The sequence below is a fragment of the Granulicatella sp. WM01 genome, assembly GCF_004570605.1.
Classification (GTDB): Bacteria; Bacillota; Bacilli; order Lactobacillales; family Aerococcaceae; genus WM01.
Window position 1 is genome coordinate 1 of the sequence record NZ_SPPB01000004.1, and the last position, 24152, is coordinate 24152.

At 32.0% G+C, this 24152-nt stretch carries 26 protein-coding genes; 24 read left to right on the forward strand and 2 right to left on the reverse strand.

What is annotated here, in order from left to right; all coding sequences use genetic code 11:
* On the forward strand, window positions 1-135 hold a 135-nt coding region (locus E4T68_RS01175; protein ID WP_167753761.1), incomplete at its 5' end, for a transposase.
* Window positions 136-1263: 1128 nt separating this feature from the next.
* Here the strand turns inward: E4T68_RS01175 and E4T68_RS01180 are convergent.
* Together E4T68_RS01180 and E4T68_RS01185 are read right to left on the reverse strand one after the other, a co-directional pair.
* Complete coding sequence (locus tag E4T68_RS01180; protein ID WP_135123304.1) at window positions 1264-1854, reverse strand: hypothetical protein; 591 nt, start codon at window positions 1852-1854, stop codon at window positions 1264-1266.
* A 411-nt stretch (window positions 1855-2265) separates the two neighbouring features.
* A complete protein-coding gene (locus E4T68_RS01185) occupies window positions 2266-3768 on the reverse strand; it encodes a carboxypeptidase M32 (RefSeq protein WP_135123306.1) in 1503 nt (500 codons plus the stop codon).
* 251 nt (window positions 3769-4019) lie between these two features.
* On the opposite strand from E4T68_RS01185, the gene E4T68_RS01190 reads away from it, so the two are divergent.
* The 23 genes from E4T68_RS01190 to speB all read left to right on the forward strand — a co-directional run bounded on the left by E4T68_RS01190 (window position 4020) and on the right by speB (window position 24087).
* Window positions 4020-4535: a thermonuclease family protein gene (locus E4T68_RS01190; protein ID WP_135123308.1), complete on the forward strand. Its 516-nt coding sequence runs from the start codon at window positions 4020-4022 to the stop codon at window positions 4533-4535.
* Window positions 4536-4597: 62 nt separating this feature from the next.
* A complete protein-coding gene (locus E4T68_RS01195; protein ID WP_135123310.1) occupies window positions 4598-4999 on the forward strand; it encodes a cytidine deaminase in 402 nt (133 codons plus the stop codon).
* A 12-nt stretch (window positions 5000-5011) separates the two neighbouring features.
* Complete coding sequence (locus tag E4T68_RS01200; RefSeq protein WP_135123312.1) at window positions 5012-5653, forward strand: MBL fold metallo-hydrolase; 642 nt, start codon at window positions 5012-5014, stop codon at window positions 5651-5653.
* Window positions 5650-6588, forward strand: coding sequence for a hypothetical protein (locus E4T68_RS01205; RefSeq protein WP_135123314.1), 939 nt, complete (start codon window positions 5650-5652; stop codon window positions 6586-6588). The genes E4T68_RS01200 and E4T68_RS01205 overlap by 4 nt, the downstream gene beginning before the upstream one ends.
* A gap of 11 nt (window positions 6589-6599) precedes the next feature.
* Complete coding sequence (gene lspA / locus E4T68_RS01210; RefSeq protein ID WP_135123316.1) at window positions 6600-7049, forward strand: signal peptidase II; 450 nt, start codon at window positions 6600-6602, stop codon at window positions 7047-7049.
* Complete coding sequence (locus E4T68_RS01215; protein WP_135123318.1) at window positions 7042-7941, forward strand: RluA family pseudouridine synthase; 900 nt, start codon at window positions 7042-7044, stop codon at window positions 7939-7941. The genes lspA and E4T68_RS01215 overlap by 8 nt, the downstream gene beginning before the upstream one ends.
* Before the next feature lie 47 nt (window positions 7942-7988).
* Window positions 7989-9728, forward strand: a complete 1740-nt coding sequence (locus E4T68_RS01220) for a M3 family oligoendopeptidase (protein ID WP_135123320.1) — start codon at window positions 7989-7991, stop codon at window positions 9726-9728.
* A 585-nt stretch (window positions 9729-10313) separates the two neighbouring features.
* Window positions 10314-11210 carry a deoxyribonuclease IV gene (locus E4T68_RS01225; protein ID WP_135123410.1) on the forward strand — a complete coding sequence of 299 codons (897 nt, stop codon included), beginning with the start codon at window positions 10314-10316 and terminating at the stop codon, window positions 11208-11210.
* 2 nt (window positions 11211-11212) lie between these two features.
* Window positions 11213-11692: a Fur family transcriptional regulator gene (locus E4T68_RS01230; protein ID WP_135123322.1), complete on the forward strand. Its 480-nt coding sequence runs from the start codon at window positions 11213-11215 to the stop codon at window positions 11690-11692.
* Window positions 11693-11789: 97 nt separating this feature from the next.
* Window positions 11790-11942, forward strand: a complete 153-nt coding sequence (gene rpmG / locus E4T68_RS01235; RefSeq protein WP_135123324.1) for a 50S ribosomal protein L33 — start codon at window positions 11790-11792, stop codon at window positions 11940-11942.
* Window positions 11943-12116, forward strand: coding sequence for a preprotein translocase subunit SecE (secE, locus tag E4T68_RS01240; RefSeq protein ID WP_135123326.1), 174 nt, complete (start codon window positions 11943-11945; stop codon window positions 12114-12116).
* A 118-nt stretch (window positions 12117-12234) separates the two neighbouring features.
* Window positions 12235-12966 carry an ABC transporter ATP-binding protein gene (locus tag E4T68_RS01245; RefSeq protein ID WP_135123328.1) on the forward strand — a complete coding sequence of 244 codons (732 nt, stop codon included), beginning with the start codon at window positions 12235-12237 and terminating at the stop codon, window positions 12964-12966.
* 2 nt (window positions 12967-12968) lie between these two features.
* The gene (locus tag E4T68_RS01250) at window positions 12969-14153 is read left to right on the forward strand and encodes an ABC transporter permease (protein ID WP_135123330.1); all 1185 of its coding nucleotides are present in this window, start codon (window positions 12969-12971) and stop codon (window positions 14151-14153) included.
* A 59-nt stretch (window positions 14154-14212) separates the two neighbouring features.
* Complete coding sequence (locus E4T68_RS01255) at window positions 14213-14992, forward strand: phosphotransferase family protein (RefSeq protein ID WP_135123332.1); 780 nt, start codon at window positions 14213-14215, stop codon at window positions 14990-14992.
* Window positions 14993-15050: 58 nt separating this feature from the next.
* Window positions 15051-15707: a tRNA (guanosine(46)-N7)-methyltransferase TrmB gene (trmB, locus tag E4T68_RS01260; protein ID WP_135123334.1), complete on the forward strand. Its 657-nt coding sequence runs from the start codon at window positions 15051-15053 to the stop codon at window positions 15705-15707.
* Between the two features lie 73 nt (window positions 15708-15780).
* Entirely contained in the window at window positions 15781-16482 is a 702-nt protein-coding gene (locus E4T68_RS01265) for a Bax inhibitor-1/YccA family protein (protein ID WP_135123336.1), read from the forward strand.
* Between the two features lie 12 nt (window positions 16483-16494).
* On the forward strand, window positions 16495-16797 hold the full coding sequence (locus E4T68_RS01270; RefSeq protein ID WP_135123338.1) for a hypothetical protein: 303 nt from the start codon (window positions 16495-16497) through the stop codon (window positions 16795-16797).
* 94 nt (window positions 16798-16891) lie between these two features.
* Window positions 16892-18265, forward strand: coding sequence for a bifunctional UDP-N-acetylglucosamine diphosphorylase/glucosamine-1-phosphate N-acetyltransferase GlmU (gene glmU, locus E4T68_RS01275; protein WP_135123339.1), 1374 nt, complete (start codon window positions 16892-16894; stop codon window positions 18263-18265).
* Window positions 18266-18357: 92 nt separating this feature from the next.
* A complete protein-coding gene (locus tag E4T68_RS01280; RefSeq protein WP_135123341.1) occupies window positions 18358-19341 on the forward strand; it encodes a ribose-phosphate diphosphokinase in 984 nt (327 codons plus the stop codon).
* 496 nt (window positions 19342-19837) lie between these two features.
* The gene (gene speD, locus E4T68_RS01285; RefSeq protein ID WP_135123343.1) at window positions 19838-20650 is read left to right on the forward strand and encodes an adenosylmethionine decarboxylase; all 813 of its coding nucleotides are present in this window, start codon (window positions 19838-19840) and stop codon (window positions 20648-20650) included.
* A gap of 19 nt (window positions 20651-20669) precedes the next feature.
* Window positions 20670-22121 (forward strand): aminotransferase class I/II-fold pyridoxal phosphate-dependent enzyme, encoded by a 1452-nt coding sequence (locus E4T68_RS01290; protein WP_209305045.1) that lies wholly within the window; start codon window positions 20670-20672, stop codon window positions 22119-22121.
* Window positions 22122-22397: 276 nt separating this feature from the next.
* Window positions 22398-23246 carry a polyamine aminopropyltransferase gene (gene speE / locus E4T68_RS01295; RefSeq protein ID WP_135123345.1) on the forward strand — a complete coding sequence of 283 codons (849 nt, stop codon included), beginning with the start codon at window positions 22398-22400 and terminating at the stop codon, window positions 23244-23246.
* Window positions 23239-24087 (forward strand): agmatinase, encoded by an 849-nt coding sequence (gene speB / locus E4T68_RS01300; protein ID WP_135123347.1) that lies wholly within the window; start codon window positions 23239-23241, stop codon window positions 24085-24087. Before speE ends, speB begins: the two co-directional genes overlap by 8 nt.
* Window positions 24088-24152: the final 65 nt, after the last annotated feature.

Here is a 24152-nt window from a genome sequence, read left to right on the forward strand (position 1 = left end):
TATTCTAACGGTGTTATTGAGGGGATAAATCGAAAAATAAAATTATTAAATCGCATGAGTTATGGGTTTAAATATTTTACATATTTACGAACTCGAGTATTTTTAGTGCAAGAAAAATTATTTAAACAATCTTAATATGGGCTGAAAAGTCTATCAAATCAGTATGCTTATTGTCAAGGCACGCTCACGCTATAAACCTTGACAACTGCATACCGATTCGAAAAGAAACAATTAGCCCTATTAAGAAAAAACAACTTAATATTTGCTGGAATTTTTACTTACCAACATAATTTGACGAAGAGCCTAAAAAAGTTGCTCACAAGTGAGTGACTTTTTTAATTTTGGCTTTATGTCAAATAGGATTGATTGAGATGATATGTGGATAAAAGCATAGTCATTTTTTGTGACTAGAAAATAATAGTGATATAAAAAATACAATTCTATAATAAAAAGAATTGATGTCTTTTTTGATGTGTTGTGAGCAAATGGTTTGTTTTATTAAGTTATTTGTTTTTATGTCATGTTAAAATATTATATTATTACTTAGTTATTTATTTTAATATGGTAAGTGATGTATAACATACTATAAAATCCGCTTTTATTTGAAAAATAGCTTTTAGATTAAAATTTTAAATCATTTATTGGTATGCGTTTCATTGTATACTGATATATTATGGATAGATAATAAAGTCGAGAAGTTTAAATGATATTATTTTACAAAATATGTTGCTATTCATTAAAATAATTTACCAAATTGAATTAACAATTCGCATTTAGTTAAATAAAAGATTAAAGGGAAAGATTATAGATTTTGATGTGTAAAATATATATAGCAAGCATTAAATTTAAGATGTGTAAATAAATACATGTAGTGCAATTTTTACGGAAATCAATTATGAGATAGTTCAAAAGTATGTTAATAATATTAAAGTAATCTTTTAAGGAAATGGTTGCGATGCATAAAAATAGTATTTATTAAACGTCAATCAATCATATTTACAACGTCTGATTAAATTGGAATATTTTATACTTTTATCACATAAAGATAAGAGTTAATGTGTTTGATACTATAGATTTCTCAAAGCGATTAACTCTGTTTAGTATCTTTATAAAAATGCAAATATTTTAAAAGATTAAAAAGGCTTTAACCTAAAGGGAGTACCTTATTTAAAGCCTTTTAAATTTAGTTGATAGTTTTTCTCTTTTCCTAGTTTATAATATAGTTTTCTAGATTAAACGTGATTGTTTAGCTAATATTTAAAACTAGTCAATTCGTTCAAAACCAGATGCTTTTAATTGTTCTTCCATTAATTCTATTGTAATGTATTGGCTTGCATCTGCCTGATTTTTTTGAGCATCTGTTAAATTGCCTACTTTTTGAGCAAATGCAGCGTAGACAGATAAATCAAAGTCAACAGTTGTACTCAAAGTTAGTATGTTTCCTTCAAGTTTTGTTTCGACTTTAGAATTAGGAATAGGCGTTTGAGATTTAAATGCATTGACGTATTGTGTGAAAAAGGCATCTTTTTGTCCTTCAGGTAGATTACTAATGACTTCTTCTGGAAGTTCTTGAGAAGTAATTGTTGTCATTTTTTTGATAACATTATTTTCGTAAGTAAATTTATAAATTAATGTATCGCCAACACTTGGGTTTTTAAAGGTCGCTGTGCCAGATTGACCAGTTTTAGCGGATTTTGTAGTCGTTGAGGATTCTTTAGCCATTGATGTTGTGTTGTTTTTTGTGTTTATTGTATTAGATGTATTTGACGTATTTGCTTTAGATTCGTCAGATTTACTTCCTGTTCCACAACCAACTAAAACTATTCCTGTTAATAAAAGTACTGTTTTTTTCATTATGTTGTTCTCCTAATTTTTATTTTTAACATATATCAATAAATATAATTGTAATAAAATGTATAAATTATGTTTTAAGGCTTATTATCTGGCTGTTTCATATTCCCTATCTCCTTTTATTATAATGAATATATTATAACATATTGATTTGTGATAGAGTAGCAAATTTCACTAAATTTATCTTTTTTCGGAAAAAATTGCTTAAGATATTAAAATTTAATAATAATGATTAAATTAAGAGTTAATATGATATTTAAGATTATTGTAAGAGAATTTATAATAAATATTTACCGATAATCGTTGCCTACTCTTTTCTTATTTCTTACGCTGAAAAACTATATGACGTATATTTATAAAATTAACAAAAACAGTGCGAAATCAATAGTGATTTCACACTGTTTTTTATAATATTTAGTCGATTCCATAAATATCAAAATAACGTTTTTGCTGAATATCTAATAAGTAACGTGGAGATAGTGCTTCTCCTGTAGCTTCTAAAATTAATTCATTTGGTTTTTTGGAAGAACCATATTGATGAATATGTGCGCTTAACCATTCACGGATTTTGCGATAATTGTCTTTAGCAAATTCTTCTGTAAAGTCTAACGTTTTTTCCATTGTATGATACAACTGAGCGGCATACATATAGCCTAATGCATAAGATGGGAAGTAGCCAAATAGACCTGCACTCCAGTGAACATCTTGCAATACACCTTCTAAGTCATTTTCAGGAGTAATGCCTAAATATTCTTGATATTTTTCATTCCATACACGAGGTAATTCGCTGACTGGTAAATCTTCGTTGAAAATCATTTTCTCAATTTCGTAGCGAATAATGATATGTAATGGATATGTCAATGTATCGGCTTCAATACGGATGAATGACGGTTCAGATTTATGTAAACCTTTATAGAATGTATCAAAATCAATATCTTTGAAAGTACCTTCGGTTGCCTCTTGGAATAACGAAAAGTTATTTTTCCAGAATTCTTTATGGCTTCCTACGATAATTTCATAAAATAGGGATTGTGATTCATGCATGCCCATACTTGTTCCTGTAGCAAGAGGTGTGTAGTCAAAGCGTGCATCAATATTTTGTTCGTAAATGCCGTGTCCAGCTTCGTGAATAACGCCAAATGTTGCCATTTTAAAGTCATGTTCATTCCAACGTGTTGTAATTCTAGCATCATTACGATTTAAGTTTTGCATAAAAGGATGTGTGGTATCGTCTAAGCGTCCTTTATCAAAATTGTAGTCAATACGTTTAGCTAGTTCTGTAACCAATTTATGCTGTTGTGATTTTGGTACATAGCGAGAAAGAAAGTCTGTTTGTGGTACAGTTCCTTTTTCTGTTAAAGTTTGTCGGATAGCCATTAATCCATCACGTAATTCTGAAAAAAGACTATCAAGCTTTTCAACAGTCATTCCAGGTTCATATTGATTTAACAACACATCATAAGGTGTTGCTTCATCTTTTCTTTGTAGTGGAATAAATTCTTTTAAAAATTGAACAATTTCTTCAAGAGATTGTTTAAATGGTTCAAAACTTTTTGTTTTACGTCCTTCATGCCATGTTTCATCTGCTTTACCTAGACATTTGATGTAAGCAGTATAGCGATCAATAGGAATGTTTCGATTTAAATCAAACTCTTTTTTGACTTCTTTGTAGATCAGTAACCCGTCTTGAGATAATATGTCTGAATGTTGTGAAAAGTAAGTTAAAAATTCTTCCATTTTTGCTGAAATAGACATTTCGAAGGCTTTTCCTGAAAAATAACTGGATACTTCTGCACGAAAGTCAACGGCATCTCTTGGCATGCCAGTTTGTGTATCCCAACCAAATAAAGCTGTTGCTTCATTGAACATAGCAATTTCTTTTAAATATGCTCTAAATTCTAATTCTTTTTGATGCATAAGTTCCTCCTTAAATTTTTTAATATGGTATCATAAAAATAGAGCATGTAGTTTAGTTATGGTGTTTATTTTAAATAGCATAAAAATATCTATCATAGATAAACAATTAAAATGGACATGTGCAATACGTAAACACCATCTATCATGGTACGATATTTTTTATGATTAGTGCTATTATACAATTTTTTTGCAGAATATGCTAAAATATGTATTCTAGAATAAATATAAATAATTGAAAAAGGAGTTTGGGCATGAAAAAGTGGATTATCCTGTGTTTAACGTTATTTTGTGTAGCGTGTACACCACAAACTGAGCAACAACATGTCATAGGTGAAATAGTTAGTTTAGTAAAAACAATTGATGGAGATACTGCACAATTTACTGTTGATGGAAAAATAGAACGTGTACGTTTTTTATTAATTGATACTCCGGAAAGTGTTAAGCCAAATACGCCTGTACAACCTTATGGGAAAGAAGCTAGTCAACGTGTAGAAACATTATTAAAACAAGCAAAAACAATTTCGGTGAGTTATGAAAAAGGAAGAGAGCGAGATAGATATAATCGTTTGTTGGCTTATGTTTTTGTAGACGGTGAGTTACTCCAAGATATTTTAGTTAAAGAAGGTTTAGCAAGAGTAGCCTACTATAAAGGAAAAGAGCAGTATTTATCACAACTTCAAGAACATCAAAAACAAGCAAAAGCACAAAAAATTGGGATTTGGTCTATTGATGGTTATGTCACAGACAAAGGATTTAAAGAAAAATGATATGAACGATATAATCATAAATAATCTATGATATAATAAAGAAAAGAAAGATAGGTGGAAATATGATAACTAAAGAGGCGTTAATGGAGCAGGCAAAAGAAGCGTTAAAACATGCATATTGCCCATATTCAAAATTTCCGGTAGGTGCAGCTATTTTGTACCGTGACGGTAGAGTAATCACAGGAGCAAATATAGAAAATGTATCTTTTGGAGCAACGAGTTGTGCAGAAAGAAGTGCTTTATTTGCTGGTGCTTCAATGGGATATAGGAAAGGTGACTTAATGGCTATTGCGATTGCAGGGAAAACAGAAGATTTTTTGCCACCTTGTAATATTTGCAGACAAGCCTTGGTTGAATTTTGTTTACCGACTATGCCTGTATATTTATTGAATGGATTAGGAGAGATTTTAAGTTTAGAATTACAAGACTTAGTGCCTTATTCATTTACAAGTTTATCAATGTAAAGAGGTGAGTTCATGCAATTATTTTGTGTAAAGACAGGAGAAATCCGTGAAAATACATATTTTGTTGTTCAAGATAATCAAGATACGCTAATTTTTGATCCTGGAAATGATGCTGAACAATTAAAACAAACCATTGAAACACATGGATTTAACCCAGTAGCGATTTTATTGACACATGCTCATTATGATCATATTGGAGCTGTTGATGTATTAAGACAAGAATATGACATTCCGGTTTATGTTAATGCAATTGAAAAAGAATTTTTAATGAATCCAGAGTTAAATTTATCTGGACGTCATTTTCCAAATCTTGTATCTATTCAACCAGCTGATAAATTATGGGAAACAATGGGACAAGCACAAGTTGGAACATTTACGTTTAGGATTGAACATGTTCCCGGTCATTCTCCTGGAAGTACGGTGTATTTATTTGAGCAAGACCAATTTGCTATTGTTGGAGACACGTTATTTAAAGGTGGGTGTGGGCGAACAGATTTACCAGGGAGTAGTACGCATACAGAATTGATGCAAGGTATTCGTCAGCATTTACTCACGTTACCAGATGATACTCAAATTTTTGCTGGTCATGGAGAACCAACAACAATTGCTTTTGAAAAGAAAACTAATCCATATTTGAATGGTGTTGTAAGATGACTAATATAACGTATTTTCCTAAAAATAAAGAGATGTTTTTAAAGCAAGCAGTTGAGGCTTATGCATCTTGGCATCTTCCTGAAGCAGTGCAGTATATGGAAAAAGCATTAGCAATTGAAAAAGATGACACATTATATCCTCTATATATCACTTTATTGCTTGAATTGTATGAACTAGATAGAGCAGAACGTTTTTTTGAGAAAACATTTCCACAGATTGATTTTGTTGAAACAACACCTGAACTTGATGTGTTATATATTCGGTTATTGATTGAATTATGGGCATTAGATAAGGCAAAATTGCTTATTCATCATAGAATTGATAGGTATCAAGGTAATAGTGTAATTGTTGAAGAATTAAATGGATTATTAGATAAATTAGAGCAACAAGAGCAAGCTTATCAACGGGATAAAGAAAAACAAATTAAAGATGTATTAACACAAATTAATCACGTAGAAAATCTATCGTTTTATCAGCAGCAACACATTATTCCGTTACTAAATCATTTGGACGATGCTTTATATTCTCAAAGTGTTCATACTTTATTACATTCTGCATTGCATCCTATTTTAAAGACGTATTTATTAGAAATTAGCATAGAAAAAAAAGTACTACAACATTTTAACATGACATGGTTTGGGCAAACTGTTGAGCTTGATGTGAATCAATTAAGTCCAGTGATGGATCATGCGTTATATCAAGCATGTCTAAAGTATATTGAAGAAGTTGTGCAAGATGAACACATTAAAGAGATGTTAATAAAAAATACATTGCTCTATTTTTCAATTTTATATCCATTTCCAGAAGTATTATTTGAACATTATGATATTTTTGTGCGGACATTAATGAAACGTAATGCTCACGAGGATATAGAGTATCAAAGAGAATGGTTTGAAAAAATTGAATATTGGATTGCTCAAATGGAAGAATGTTAGGAGAAAGAAAAATGATAATTATTTATATAAGTATTGTATTGTGTGTATTGCTTGATCAACTTGTTAAACTATGGGTTGTGAATCAATTCGATTTGCATACAGGAATATCTGTTATTGATGGCATATTGTCATTATTCTATACTCGAAATGACGGAGCAGCATGGGGCATTTTATCGGGCAATCGTATGTTGTTTTATGTGATTACAGTTTTATTCATTGTTGGTTTTGCATGGTGGTTCCATAAAGATGAAAAAAGTGTTGTTAGTCGTATTGCTTATGTGTGTATTATTGCTGGAGCTTTAGGGAATTTTATTGATAGAGTGTACCTTGGTTATGTTGTGGATATGTTCCAACTTGATTTTATCCGTTTCCCAATTTTTAATGTTGCAGATATGTTTTTAACATGTGGTGTGGCATTAATGTTGCTTGAAACATTAGTATTGGAGAGAAAACATGACTAAATATCATTTTATAATAGATGAACAAACAGGACGTATTGACAAGGTATTACAAGAATGTTTGGAGATGAGCCGTTCTCAAATTCAAGTATTATTGAAAAAAGAATACGTTCAAGTTAATGAGGTAATAGTTAAAGCAAACTATAAAGTTAAATGTAGGGACAAGATTGATGTGACAATTCCTGAAAAAGAAGAGCTAGATGTTATTCCTGAAAATTTACCACTAGATATTATTTTTGAAGATGAGGATATTGTAATTGTTAATAAAGTGAGTGGTATGGTTGTGCATCCGTCTGTTAATCACGAAACAGGAACATTAGTCAATGCCTTACTGTATCATATTAAAGATCTATCTAGTGGAACAGGTGAGGTAAGACCGGGGATTGTGCATCGTATTGATAAGGATACTTCAGGGTTATTAGTTGTTGCCAAACATAATAAAGCACATCAGCTACTATCTGAACAATTGCAACAACATAGTATGACAAGAGAATATATTGCTTTAGTGCATGGTGTTATTGAAGAGGATAATGGTACTATTCATGCTCCGCTTGCTAGAGATAAATACGATAGATTAAAATGGAGCGTACAAAAAGAGGGGAAAGATGCCATTACACATTTTACTGTGTTACAACGTTATGCACACCATACATTAGTGTCTTTAAGATTAGAAACAGGTAGAACACACCAAATTAGAGTACACATGCAATTTATTGGGCATGAATTAGTAGGCGATTTAGTTTATAGTCACCACGCTGATGATAAATCAATGGGTCAATATTTACATGCTAAAACATTAGGGTTTATTCATCCACGAACACAGCAGAATGTGTTATTTACAAGTGAGCTACCACATTATTTTAAAGAGTATTTAGATAATTTGGTTGATGCATAATTTCATGGTATAATAGGAAAAAACATACAAAAAAGGAGGATTTTTTTATGAGTGGAGAATGGTCTTTAAAAGAATTATACCCATCGTATGAAAGTCAAGAATATCAACAAGATATAACTGAATTAATTCAAGTTTATAAACATTTAGAAACTCTTGAGTTAGAAGATAATATAACAACAATTCGTCAAGTGATTACATTATTAGAAAGACAATCTGTTTTAGTAAGCCGTCTTTTCTCATTTTCACAATTACAATTAGCTGTTAATACAACTGATGAAAAAAGTTTACAAGCAAATACAAAAATTCAAAAAATATATTCAGAATACGCTAAAGTTATTGCTAAAGTGTCAAAATTTATTGGAAGCATTCAAACAGACATCATGCAAGATGAACATTTGGCACAATATGCATTTTTCTTTAAACAAGCTAAAGAAGAATACTCACATATTTTATCAGATGATGTTGAAGAAGTTATTGCAATTATGAATATGAGTGCAGGTAGTGCTTGGGGACAAATGCAAGAGTATTTAACATCGACAGTTGAAACACTATTTAATGGAGAAAGTGTGACATTAAGCGAAATTCGTAATTTAGCGTATGATCCAGATGCTAAAGTAAGAAAAGCTGCTTATGAAACCGAGTTAAATATGTATCGTACCATTAAAGAACCCGTTGCTTTTTCATTAAATAATATTAAATCTCAAGTGAATGATGTGACACGCTTAAAAGGATACGAGAGTGCTTTAGAGCATGCTTTAAGTATTTCTCGTATGAGTAGAGGAACTTTAAATGCCTTATTAGACGCTATAAAAGATTTTTTACCAAGTTTTAGACGTTATTTAAAACATAAAGCACGTTTACTCGGTCATGAAAACGGGCTGCCATTTTATGATTTATTTGCACCAATTGGGCAAGGGAATGACAAAAAATTAACGATTGAAGAAACACGAGCATATTTGGTTAAACATTTTGCGAAATTTTCAGACGATTTAGCTAAAATGACTGATGAATTTTTTGAAAATCATTATATTGATGTATACCCTAGAAAAGGAAAAGTTGGAGGAGCATTTTGCCATAATTTACCCTATATTAATCAATCACGTATTATGTTGAATTTTGATGGCAGCTTAAGTAATATCGTGACAACGGCACATGAGTTAGGTCATGCGTATCATGGATTGCATATTGAAAGTCATTTGCCATTAAATTGGGAGTATTCAATGCCAGTTGCAGAAACTGCATCTACATTCAATGAAGCATTGATTATGAATAGTATTATGTCAGAGGCAAGTGATGAGGAAAAAGTTAGTTTAATTGAGTCTGAGTTACAAGATACTACACAAATTATCGTAGATATTTATTCTCGTTTCCTATTTGAAAGTGCTGTGTTTGAACAACGTAAAGATAAATTTTTATTCTCTAAAGATTTAGAAGCTCTGATGCTTCATGCACAAAAAGAGGCCTATGGAGATGGATTAGACGAGAATGCCTTGCATCCATTTATGTGGGCATGTAAACCACACTATTATGACACACATTTTAGCTTCTATAATTTCCCATATGCATTTGGAGGATTGTTTTCTAAAGGATTGTATGCTATGTATAAACAAAAAACAGAAGGATTTGTTGAAAAGTATCAAGCAATGTTACGTGAAACAACAGTGACAAGTGTTGAAGATACAGCTAAAACAATGGGAGTTGATGTGACTACTAAAGCATTTTGGTCAACTGGATTAAAACAAATAGAACAACAAATTGATGAATTTATTCGTTTAACGTCTAAATAAACATGATAAAATTTTTGAAGGAACTGGGAAAAAACTAAAATTTTAGCCTTTCGATTACCATTTAAAAAATTGAAAACAGCTTAGAATCAACGTTTCTGATGACGTCATTATAAGCTGTTTTTTTATTTTTAAGACTTTTTTCCTAGTCCTTTGATAATAAATAAAGTAGTAAAATTATGCCTTATAGAAACGTTGTGTATTGATAATATATATTTATCATTTTATTTTGTTTTTTATCAAATGATGTTGATCAGTGCAGCCATTCTAGCAATGAAAAGATAAGTATGGTTGAACGTTTTTGTTCGTGAACATGATTTGTTGCACACCTTTTTATCTAAGAGTCTAATTAGATAGATACAAACACTGTTCTAAGTTTTGAATGGAGGGTGTCTACCATTTAAGATAAGTCTATTTGATTGGAAAATCAATTGATTAAGTTTGTTAAAATACCTAGTTAAGAATATCTTGATTGGATACAATAAACACATTGTTAACATTAACGCGTTTAAAAATAGGCATAATAGTAAATGTTTTTTTAACATTGTGCTATACTCAATAGGAATAATAATTTGGAGGAATAATATGATTTTATTAGGATCACATGTGTCAATGAATGGGAAAGAGATGTTATTAGCATCAGCTAAAGAAGCACATTCCTATGGTGCAAATACAATGATGATTTATACGGGAGCACCACAAAATACTAGACGAAAACCTATTGAAGAATTAAATATTGAAAAAGGAACACTTGCTTTAAAGGAATATGGTATATCACATATTGTGGTACATGCACCATATATCATTAATCTTGCTAATACGATTAAAGCAGATCATTTTGAATTTGCTATTGAATTTTTACGTGAAGAAATTAAACGTGCTGAAGCTTTGGGGGCTACTCAAATTACAATGCATCCTGGTGCACATGTTGGTGCAGGAAGTACATTAGCTATCGCTCGTTTAGTAGAAGGATTGAATGAGGCATTAGATTCTAAACAAATTCCTCAAATTGCACTCGAAACAATGGCTGGAAAAGGAACTGAGATTGGACGTAGTTTTGAAGAACTAGCACAAATTATTGAAGGTGTATCTTGTCATGACAAATTGTCTGTTACATTAGATACTTGCCATACTCATGATGCAGGGTATGCCATTAAAGAAGATTTTGACGGTGTATTGAATGAGTTTGATAAGATTATTGGGTTAGACCGCTTAAAAGTTATTCATGTCAATGACTCAAAAAATCCGCAAGGAGCTAAAAAAGACCGTCATGCCAATATTGGATTTGGTGAAATAGGTTTTGATGCGTTAAATTATATTGTACATCATCCACAATTGCGCCACTTGCCTAAAATTTTGGAAACACCCTATGTTCAAATTGATGAGGATAAGAAAAATACACGTGCCCCATATAAGCATGAAATAGCTATGTTATTGAATAGACAATTTAATCCCAATCTGTTGGAGGATATTATTGGAGGATAATTATGGAAAGTGTAGAAAGAGCGATTCAGTTAATGAAAGAACATGGGTATAAAAATACCCCTAAGCGTCAAGCGATGCTAGAAGTTATTGCTAAATCTGAACGTTTTGTATCCGCTAAAGACGTGCAAGATGCGTTGAAAGACACGTATAAAGGGTTAAGTTATGATACAGTATATCGTAATTTATATACATTTGTTGAACAAGGCATATTAGAAATGAGCCAAAGAGATGGAGAAAAAGTTTTCGTCATGCATTGTTTAGATCATGTACACCACCATCATTTTATTTGTAAAAATTGTCAAAAAATTACTGAAATTGAAGTCTGCCCTATGGATGTATTTGAAAAGCAACTGCCCGGATATATTTTTTTAGGGCATCATTTTGAAATTGTAGGGTTGTGTCCTAATTGTCTTGATAAAAAAGAGGATATAGAAAAATATATGCCAAAACAAGCTAATGGGTGCCATTGTGGAAACCATTAGAAGAGATTAGTTATTTTTTGTATATTTTAGTTGACTTATTGCATGTAAATGCGTATCATGGTAATGATATAAATTACTTTAGAGATGAGTGTAAACTATGGTACAAAAAAAGACAGGCTTAGCATGTACAACGTGCGGACAACGCAATTATACTGTGACTCCTACTGAAAAGGGAAAAACAGTGCGTTTAGAAATAAAAAAATTCTGCCGTTATTGTGCAAAGCACACTTTACATAAGGAGACGAAATAAATGAAGTTTTTAAAAAGCGTATTTTCTGAAATGAAACAAGTAACTTGGCCAAAAGGAAAAGTTTTAGCAGCAATGACTTGGACAGTTGTATCTAGCATTGTGGTCTTAGCCATTTTCTTTGGACTTGTAGATTCTGCAATAAGTGCAGCAGTAGGTTGGTTATTGTCTTTATAAAATATGTAAACATGCTTTTTATAGAAGGAGGGTACTCTTTTTGTAAAGAGCATTTTTAACTCGTATCTCAACAAGATGTTGTAACATATTTTGGTAAGAAGTGATTAAGGAGAAAATCATGGTATTAAATATTGAACATGTCACTGGTGGATATACATTGATGCCAGTAATAAAAGATATAAGTATGAGCGTGAACAGTGGAGAATTGGTTGCACTAATTGGATTGAATGGTGCAGGAAAAAGTACAACGCTAAAACATATTATGGGAATGATGATGCCACATTCTGGACAAATAACAGTTAATCATATTCCTTTAGGGCAGCAGCTTGATGATTACCGTCAACATATTGCTTATATCCCTGAAACACCTTTACTATATCATGAGTTAACATTAAAAGAACATATTGAATTAAATGCCCTAGCACATCACATGAGTGTTGAAGAAGGTTTGAAAAATGCAGAGCCTTTTTTGAAAACATTTCATTTATGGGATAAACTGGATTGGTCCCCAGCTTATTTTTCCAAAGGCATGAAGCAAAAGGTTATGATTATTTGTGCGTTTATGCTTGAAGCTAGTTTGTATATTATTGATGAGCCTTTTTTAGGTTTAGATCCACTTGCGATTAGAGATTTTTTAGTGATGATAGAAGATAAAAAGCAAAAAGGATCAGGTATTTTAATGTCAACACATGTATTATCTACTGCTGAAAGAAAATGTGATCGATTTATTTTAATGCATGAAGGAACGATTCGAGCAGAGGGAAATTTAGAGCAATTACGTCAACAATTTAATATGCCAGAGGCTACTTTAGATGATATCTATATTTGCATGGCAGAATTGGCGGTGTAGTTATGCTGAAAGATTTATGGAAAACTCGGCAAAAAACGCATATACAAGCTATGCTAAAATATATGAAATATATTTTTAACGATCATTTTGTTATTGTTTTGTTTATTTGTCTTGGTTTTTTAATGATAGCTTATGCACATTTTGTGCTTCATGTGACAGCTGAAGTATTGCATCACCCATTAATGACATTAGGTTTAGTAGGTCTATTTTCAGTAAGTGTATTATTTGGACGTTTAGCCACATTGTTGAAACCGGCAGATACTCATTTTTTAAGTGTAATGGAAAGTCAGTGGGATGTTTATATGACCCAGGCAAAATGGTATAGTATGATTATACCGAGTGTATGGTATATCAGTTTAGTGATACTCAGTTATCCTTTAATTGTTGCATTGAACATTCCATTATATTATTGTCTATTTATGATTATGTTTAGTTTAAAATGGATACAGTTTACTGCAATCCATTATGCATTTAAATCATCACGTTTAAAACATCGGTATGTGACCTGTGGGATATTATTCTATAGTGTGTTGGTTTTTGCATTTGCGTTTTATGTATCAATGATTTTGGCAATAGCCTTGAGTCTACTAGGAGTATTTTTCACTCACTATACTTGTCGACAAGGCGTTTATCAATGGGAGAAGATGTTATCTTATGAATTAAAACGGCAAAATAGTGTTTTTCGTTTTATTCAGCTTTTTGTTGATGTGCCTATTTATCATGAAAAGTATAAGCCTAGAAAATATTTGAATGCATGTTTATCTAAAACGGCTAATATGCATACGTATATTATGGAACGTTTATTTTTACGTGCATCTCATTATTTAGGATTAAGCATTAGGTTAAGTCTAATTTCTATTGTATTTATGCTTTTTTTACCGAATGATTTAGTAAAACTAGGTATTGGTGTAGCGACTGCCTACATAACTGCTTTCCAATTATTACCTTTATATGTGCATTATCAAGATGTCATGCATTTACTTGGATGGCCGATGCGCTCAGAGGCAAAAAAGAGTGCTTTTTTGAGTAGCTTAAAGCGGATTTTAAGTGTACAAACAATTATAAGCCATGTTTTTCTTTTTATCATCATAAGGGATATACATGTTTTGATTAGCGTGTTTGGCACATTATTATTTATTTATATCATTTTACCATTGTATATTAAGCAAAAAATTGATAAAATGTAAGACTGTAGTGGTAAATATCACTGAACAAAATGAATGAGTGTAGAAAGAACAGGTGTAAAATGGATACAGAATGGGAGTTACATCCTTTAGGTGGTGAAACAGGACAAGCCTATATGGGTGTCAAAGATCAGGAACATATCTTTTTAAAACGGAATACGACGCCATTTTTAGCAGCTGTATCAACAGAGGGTATTGCACCTAAGATGCTGTGGACAAAACGAACAGTACATGGTGAAGTATTGACGGCACAGACTTGGATTGATGCAAGATTATTAGAAACTTGTGAAATGGTTGAATATGATGTCTTAGAATTAGTGAGATATATTCATTTATCTAAACCGCTGTTAAGCATGCTATATCGTATGAAAGGTGATATTTATTTTCCAATAGATTTTTTACATGTGTACGAACAAGATTTACAACATGATCTAAAAACGCATAGTTTTTTGGCACAAGTGCTGGATTATTTAAAACGTGTGGCACCACATATTGAGAATAGTCCTAAGACCGTTTGTCATGGTGATTTAAATCATCGGAATTTCTTGTTAGAAAAACAAGGTCGTCTTTATTTAGTGGATTGGGAAATGGTAAAAATTGCTGATCCTATTTCAGATATTGCATCTTTATTGTGTCAATATGTCGATAGAAAAGATTGGTTGATGTGGTTAGATGTTTATGGCATTGATGTTGACCAAAATATTTTAAGACGTTTGGAATGGTATGCATTATACTATTGTTTAATGGATGTCAAGAAAAGTCAATTCCAAGGACGTTATCATCAAATGAATCGAAGTATTTTATTGATGAAAGAGTTGTTAGGTAAACAGAGATTATTATAAAAAACTGGTGCTAGTATACTTTGCTGGCACCAGTATACTATATACATAAGGAGAAGATATGAGATTAAGAAATAAACCATGGGCTAAAGAAAAAATAGCTGCCTATCCACAATATGTTGTTAGTCAACCAGAGCAGTGGAGAGGACGTTGGAGTGAGCGTTTTGGAAATAATAACCCAATTCATATTGAAATTGGAATGGGAAAAGGGCAGTTCATTACAGGAATGGCTAAAGCAAATCCGCATATTAATTATATAGGTATTGAGATTCAAACAAGTGTGGTTGTTGTTGCTTTAGATAAGCTAATTGAGCAACCTTTAGACAATTTACAGTTATTACATGTTAATGGTGGAGATATTACAGAATTTTTTGAAAAAGAGGAAGTTCATCGGATTTATTTGAATTTTTCTGATCCTTGGCCAAAGAAAAAACATGAAAAAAGACGGCTGACATATTCTTCTTTTTTAAAAAGCGATGAAACAGTACTTGTTCCAAATGGTGAAATTCATTTTAAGACAGATAACCAAGGACTATTTGAATATTCTTTAACGAGTTTTTCACAGTATGGTATGCTTTTAAAACAAGTGTGGTTAGACTTACATCAGAGTGATTTCCAAGGAAATATTATGACAGAATATGAGGAAAAATTTTCCTCAAGAGGACAGAGAATTTATCGAGTTGAAGCACAATTTGTGGCAAAACATAAAGGCGTTTAGAAAAAGAATTATTTTAATGTATCTATATGAAAAGTGTGCTATAATATAAAAAAATAAGAAAAGAGGTTATTTTATGAATAATACTGTTTATTCAGTTGAACAACAAAGAGGAATTAATCGTTTTATTGCAAAATCTTTTTCATGGATGATTGGTGGATTGTTGATTAGTGCACTTAGTGCATATATTTTATTAAATACACGCGAATTATTGTATATGATTGTGTCTAATCGGCTAGCTTACTTTGGATTAATTATTGCACAACTTGTCTTAGCGTATGGTTTACGTATTGATCCAGCAAAACTTGAAAATACAGGGTCATATATGTTTAAATTTATTCTGTATTCCATGCTTACAGGTGTGACATTTTCTGTTGTTGCATTAGTTTATACAAGCCAGTCTATTATACAAGCATTCGTTTCTACAGCAGCTTTATTTGCTATTTTATGTTTGTATGGATACTCAACATCAAAAGATTTAACAAAATTAGGTCATTTTCTATTTCCGGTTTTAATAGGTGTTATTGTAGTATCAGTATTGAATATACTATTTTTTAGAAGTAGTGGAATGGGATTAGTGTTGTCCATTTTAACAATGATTATTTTCATTGGACTGACAATGTATGATATGCAAAAAATTAAATCCATTTATTTATATTTTGAAGGCGTTCCTTCTGTACATACTAGCTTATCTATTGGATGTGCATTAGAGTTATACTTAGATTTTATCAACTTATTCTTATCTGTGCTACGTATTTTTGGACGTACACGAGATTAGAGGTGTGTTCATTTGAAGACAATTACAAAATGGATAATTGGTGCAAGTACATTAGCTTGTGGGGTACTTGCGTATAAGCATTATGACCATGTTAAAATTCAACGTTTATGCAAACAGACATTAGCTAATGCTTGTCAATGTGTTGAAGAGTATGAAAATATTGTTGGAACATGGATTGATATGCATGCACAAATGCATTCAGAATATGGTTTAGTTTTTGTAGGTGGAGTGACAACGTCATCTCATACGTATGATTTTATAGCGGACGCACGTCATGCACAGATTATTGTTTTTGATAAACAAGTGCGTGTATAAACTTGAATAAACGTGTAAAAAACAGTATACTATGTGTACTGTTTTTTTGTTACTTAAAAAGTTAACAAAGGATTAAAGATAGGAGAGGAGTTACATCATGGGAAACTATGCGATTATATTGGCGGCAGGTAAGGGGACACGAATGAAGTCATCCTTATATAAAGTCATGCATAAAGTATGTGGAAAAGCGATGGTTGAGCATGTTATTAGCCATGTTGAAAAAGTAGGCATGGATAATATTGTGACGATTGTTGGCTGTGGAGCAGATGCAGTACAAGAACTATTGCAAGAACGTTCTGAATATGCTTTACAAACGGAACAATTAGGAACAGGGCATGCAGTAAAACAAGCTAAATCACTTCTAGGAGATAAAAAAGGGACAACACTTGTGATTTGTGGAGATACTCCATTAATTACAGAGGAAACCATTCAATCGGTCATGACACATCACCAAGAGAGTGGCGCTAAAGCAACCATTTTAACGGCTTATGCAAATAATCCTAGTGGATATGGTAGAGTAGTTCGCAATCAAGAGGGATTTGTTGAAAAAATTGTAGAGCATAAAGATGCTAATCAAGAAGAATTACTCATTCAAGAAATTAATACAGGAACCTATGTTTTCGATAATGAAGCATTGTTTGAAACACTAGAAAAAGTAACGAATGATAATGCTCAAGGGGAGTATTATTTACCAGATGTCATTGAAATTCTTAAACAAGAGGGGCATACAGTGTCTGCTTTCCAAATGAAAGATATTGAAGAAAGTTTAGGCGTTAATGATAGAGTAGCATTAGCACAAGCTGAGCGCTTAATGCGACAACGCATTAACACGTACCATATGCAACAAGGTGTGAGTTTGATTGACCCAAGTTCAACTTACATTGATAGTGATGTCGTTATTGGTGAAGATACTATTATTGAACCTAATGTGTTGATAAAAGGAAAGAGTATTATTGGAAAACAATGTTTTATCGGAATGGGATCTGAAATTGTTGATACGATTATTGGCAATCAGGTCAATGTACGTTCATCATGTTTAGAGCAGTCAACTATTGATTCTGGAGTGGATATTGGTCCTATGGCACATATTCGTCCTAATTCGGTTTTAGGCAGTCATGTGCATGTTGGAAATTTTGTGGAAATCAAAAATTCAATAATCGGTTCAGAAACTAAAATGGGTCATTTAACTTATATAGGAGATGCTGTTTTAGGTGAAAGAATTAATGTAGGGTGTGGTACTATTGTTGTCAATTATGATGGAAAAAATAAACATCGTTCAACAATTGGATCAGATAGTTTTATTGGCTGCAATGCTAACCTTGTTTCACCCGTTCACATTGGTAATGGAGCTTTTATTGCAGCCGGATCTACTATTACGCAAGATGTTCCAGACGATGCACTAGCGATTGCACGTAGTAGACAAGAAAATAAGTTACATTATGTAGAGAAGTTACCTCATAAAAAATAATTTAATAAATTTACAGTAAAGACTGGAAAAAAAGGCTAAATAGGAGTATGATATTACTATAAAAAAATGATAGCTATTTGGAGGAATTTATAATGGGGCAATGCTCAGATTCGAATTTTAAAATTTTTTCATTGAGTTCAAATAGACCACTTGCTGAAAAAATTGCAGAGTCACTTGGCGTAAAACTAGGAGAAATTACAGTTTCACATTTTAGTGATGGTGAAATTAAAATCAATATTGATGAAAGTATTCGTGGAGGGCATGTGTATGTTGTACAATCAACGTCACATCCAGTCAATGATAATTTGATGGAATTATTAATTATGATTGATGCTTTAAGAAGAGCGAGTGCTAAAACAATTAATGTTGTGATGCCGTATTACGGTTATGCTAGACAAGAGCGTAAAGCACAATCTCGTGAACCAATCACAGCTAAATTGGTTGCAAATATGATTGTTCAAGCTGGAGCAGATAGAGTTTTAACTTTAGATTTGCATGCAGCACAAATCCAAGGATTTTTTGATATTCCAGTTGATCATTTATTTGGAGCACCTTTATTGGCGAATTATTTCTTAGAAAGACCAGAAACATTTAATGATGTTGTGGTTGTTTCTCCAGATCATGGTGGTGTAACACGTGCTAGAAAATTAGCTGAGTTTTTACATGCACCTTTAGCTATAATTGATAAACGACGTCCTAAGGCTAACGTTGCTGAAGTTATGAATATTATTGGCAATGTTGAAGGCAAAACATGTATTGTGATTGATGATATGATTGACACAGCAGGTACAATTACATTGGGCGCAAAAGCCTTATTAGAAGTAGGTGGGGCAAAAGAAGTGTATGTGTGCTGTACACACGCTATTTTATCAGGTCCAGCAGTTGAACGATTAAATCAATCAGTTATTAAACAAGTTATTGTCACAGATTCTATTCAATTACCAGAAGAAAAACGTAGTGATAAAATTGTTACGGTGTCTGTAGGTCAATTAATGGGAGAGGCCATTAAACGCATTCACGAAAACAAATCTGTTAGCCCATTATTTAATAAAACTTTTGACAATACAAAAGAGTAACATTTATATTATAAACAAGCAAAAAGCAAGAAAATATTGGATATGTTTTCTTGCTTTTTTTAGTTTGATGTCAACTATTTAAAACTTTTGTATAAAAGTGATGGCTTGTATTTATGAGGATACATAAAAATGAATGGATTTGATGACTTGTCAGATAAAAATGTACTTATTTTTCATTTTAGAGTGTCATGTAAATAGTATAAAATACTTAATATATAATGTTTAATAGAAATTATCTAGTCATTAAACATGTTTATTGTCTGATATGATATTAAAGAGTAGCATTCATTTATGCAAGCTGTTTAGATAGAAAAAAGATAAATCATTGTCAATAGAATTGGCAATATGAGATATAATATGCACTATATTTAGGTGTTAAAACAATAAGAGTTTTTATTTAAAAATAAAATTATATAAAAATTGTGTTTATCGTATGTTATTTGAGATAGTTGTGCTATAATACACTCAGAATAAATAAAATTAGAGAGGTACTGACGTGGCAGACAAGTTAAAATTGTATGGGTTTAATAACTTAACCAAAAATTTAAGTTTTAACATTTATGATGTTTGTTATGCAGAAACTGCAAAAGAACATAAAGAGTATTTAGAATATATTGATGAACAATATAATTCAACAAGATTGACGAACATTTTATTAGATGTTACTCAAATGATTGGGGCAAGTGTGCTGAATATTTCTAAGCAAGATTATGATCCACAAGGTGCCTCTGTTAACATTTTAATTGCAGAAGAAGCATTGGCACAAAAAGATATTGACCCATCGTGCAATCAAGGGAAGTTGTTTTTTGAAACAGAAGATGTGCCTGAAATTATTCACGCACATTTGGATAAAAGTCATGTAAATGTACATACATTTCCAGAATATCACCCAGATAATGCTATTTCAACGTTTCGAGTAGATATTGATGTGTCAACATGTGGTGAAATTTCGCCGTTAAAAACGTTGAATTATTTAATCGGCAGCTTCGATTCGGATATTATAACAATGGATTATCGTGTACGAGGATTTACACGTGACTTGAATGGGAATAAACATTTTAATGATCAGAGATTTTATACTATCCAAGATTTTATTGATGAAGAAACATTAAAACGTTACGAAACGGTAGATGTTAATGTGTATGGTTCAAACATTTACCATACGAAAATGATGTTAAAAGATATTGATGTACAAAATTATTTGTTTAAAAAAGATGTGTCATCATTATCATTAAAAAAACAAGAAACTATTCAGCAGGCATTGAGAAATGAAATGACTGAAATTTTTAGTGGAATGAATATTTTTTAATTATCAAGGAGGGATACCATTGGTTGAATATACACAACATGATGCACCATTAGTGGATGCCATGAAAAAACATATTAAAAAAAGAACAGTGAGATTTGATGTACCTGGTCATAAAGGGGGACGTAATGATAAGGAATATCGAGAGTTTGTAGGCGAAAAAGTGATGACTTTAGACGTTAACTCAATGAAGCCACTAGATAATTTAGCGCATCCAACTTCAGTGATTAAAGATGCTCAAGTATTAGCTGCACAGGCTTTTGGTGGGCATGAAAGTTATTTTATGGTAAGTGGAACAACCGGTGCAGTACAAGCCATGATTATGTCAACTTGTAAAGCAGGGGATAAAATCATTATGCCTAGAAATGTGCATCGTAGTGCGATTAATGCATTGGTTATTTGTGGTGCAATTCCAGTTTATATTAATCCAGGAACGAATGATAGACTAGGGATTTCATTAGGAATGTCTACTAAAGAAGTTAAGCAAGCAATTTTAGATAACCCTGATGCAAAAGCGATTTTAGTTAATAATCCAACGTATTATGGAATTTGTTCTCATTTAGAAGAGATTGTCAAACTAGCACATGAGCATGATATGTATGTTTTAGTTGATGAAGCACATGGGTGTCACTTTTATTTTGGTGAAAATATGCCGATTACAGCTATGGCTGCTGGAGCGGATATGGCTGCCATTAGTATGCATAAGACAGGCGGTTCTTTAACACAAAGCTCAATTTTATTGAGTGGGGAACGAATTAATGCTGATTATGTCCGACAAGTCATTAATTTAACGCAAACAACAAGTGCCTCTTATTTATTGATGTCATCTTTGGACGCAACACGTAAAAATTTAGCTTTACACGGAAAAGAGATTTATCGTAAGACAGTTGAGTTAGCAGAATATGCACGTGAGGAAATTAATAAAATTGGTGGATATTATGCATATAGCCATGAATTAGTAAATGGAGATACAGTTTATAATTTTGATACAACTAAACTATCTATTTATACACGTGATATTGGTTTAACAGGTATTGAAGTATATGATATTTTGCGAGATGAATATAATATTCAAATTGAATTTGGTGATTTAGGAAATATTTTAGCGATTATTTCTGCTGGAGATAGAGGTCTTGAAATTGAGCGTTTAATTTCAGCGTTAAAAGAAATTAAACGATTATACGCTAAAGATCCTAGTGGAATGTTTGATCATGAATATATTGTACCAAAAGTGGTTTTACCTCCTCAAACGGCTTTTTATGCTAAGAAAAAATCGTATGTTTTAGATGAAGCTATTGGAAAAATAAGTGGAGATTTTGTTATGGCATACCCACCAGGAATTCCTGTTTTAGCTGCTGGAGAGGAAATAACAGAAGAAATTGTTCAGTATATTCGTTATGCTAAAGAAAAAGGCTGCTTATTGACAGGAACAGAAGATATGAATATGGAGCATATTAATGTTGTTGAAATGTAATGGTTTTAAATAGTCTGTGGTATATAATCAATCTAGTTTTTATTGGATAGGCAGTATAATACCAGATTTGAAAAAGGCTTATGGATATGGCAAGATATTTTGTTTAGTATGCACATCACATCAAATAGGTTGATTAAAAAAGAGGTGTGCAGGATTTTATTGTCATCATATTCTTGCACAATAGTAATGGGCTGGATTGATATATGGGTAAAGGACTATGAATGCATCTAACTAAAATAAAACCAATAATGAATGAAATTAGAAAAGGAGAAGAATATGGAACTTTGGTATACAGAAGAACACACACCAGAAGTGAGATTTTCGATTAAAGTCAATCGTCAATTAGTAAGTAAAAAAAGCGCTTTTCAACAAATTGACGTATTTGAATCAAAAGAGTTCGGACGTTTCTTAACTTTAGATGGGTATATGATGGTTACAGAAAAAGATGAATTTATTTATCACGAAATGATTACGCATGTACCTATGGCGGTCAATCCACAAATCAAAAGAGTGTTAGTCATTGGTGCAGGAGATGGAGGTACTATTCGTGAGTTGACGAAGTATGATACAATTGAGCATATTGACATGGTTGAGATTGATCAAGAGGTTGTAGAGATTTCTAAACAATATTTGCCACATACAGCGCATAAACTAGATGATGAACGTGTACATATTTATTATGAAGATGGACTTAAATTTGTACGTCGTTTTGAAAATGAATATGATTTAATTATTGTGGACTCAACTGATCCATTCGGTCCTGGAGAAGATTTATTTACACGAGAATTTTATGGAAATTGTTATAATGCATTGAATGCAGACGGTATTTTAATTAACCAGCATGAAAGTCCTTTTTATGCTCAAGATGCAGATGCTATGGTCAATGCACATGCACAATTAAAAGCAACATTTCCTGTTTCACAAGTGTATCAATTTCATTTGCCAACGTATCCTTCGGGACATTGGTTATTTGGATTTGCTTCCAAACGATTTGATGCACTTAAAGACATTCAAGTGGATACATGGAAACAATTAAAATTACCAACAAAATATTATAATACGGAATTACATTGTGGTGCATTTGCATTACCAAATTACGTAAAGGAGTTATTAGATAATGAATAAAAATGTGCATACTTTTATTGGGTGCGATGCAGAATATACAGAAAGTAAAATGGTTATCTTCGGAGCACCGTATGATAGCACAACATCATTTAGACCGGGAACGCGATTTGCCAGTACAGCTATTCGTAACGAAAGTTTTGGAATTGAAACATACAGTCCTTATCAAGATAAAGATTTAGAAGATATTAACGTATTTGATGCAGGAGATATTGAATTGCCATTTGGTAATACTTCTAAAACATTAGACATGTTAGGAGATACTGTGCGACAAATTGTAGATGATGGAAAATTTCCATTAATGATTGGTGGGGAACATTCCATTACAGCTGGTCCAGTAAAAGTTATGTTGGAAAAATATCCTGATTTACATATTATTCAATTTGATGCACATACAGATTTGCGTGATGAATATTTAGGTGTGAAAGAATCACATGCTAGCGTTATTAAGCGTTGCTGGGACATGCTTGGAGATGGACGCATTTTTCAGTTTGGTATTCGTAGTGGACAACGTGAGGAATTTGAGTGGGCAAAAGAACACACACATTTACAAAAATTCAATTTTGATGGATTGGAAGATGTCATTGAACAATTAAAGGGAAAACCAGTCTATTTTACACTAGATTTAGATGTATTAGATCCATCTGAATTTCCTGGAACAGGAACACCAGAAGCAGGTGGTGTTCGCTTTATGGAATTATTACGTGCTATTGAAAAGATTAGTGTGTTAAATATTGTTGCAGCTGATATGAATGAACTATGTCCATTATATGATCAGTCTGGGCAATCTACTGCTTTAGCATGTAAACTGTTACGTGAAATTATGCTATATTTTTATAAATAAAAATTGCTGATTATTAGGAGAGCGAAAGATATGGGAATTTAAAGTAGTTCATGAACGTTTAGGGA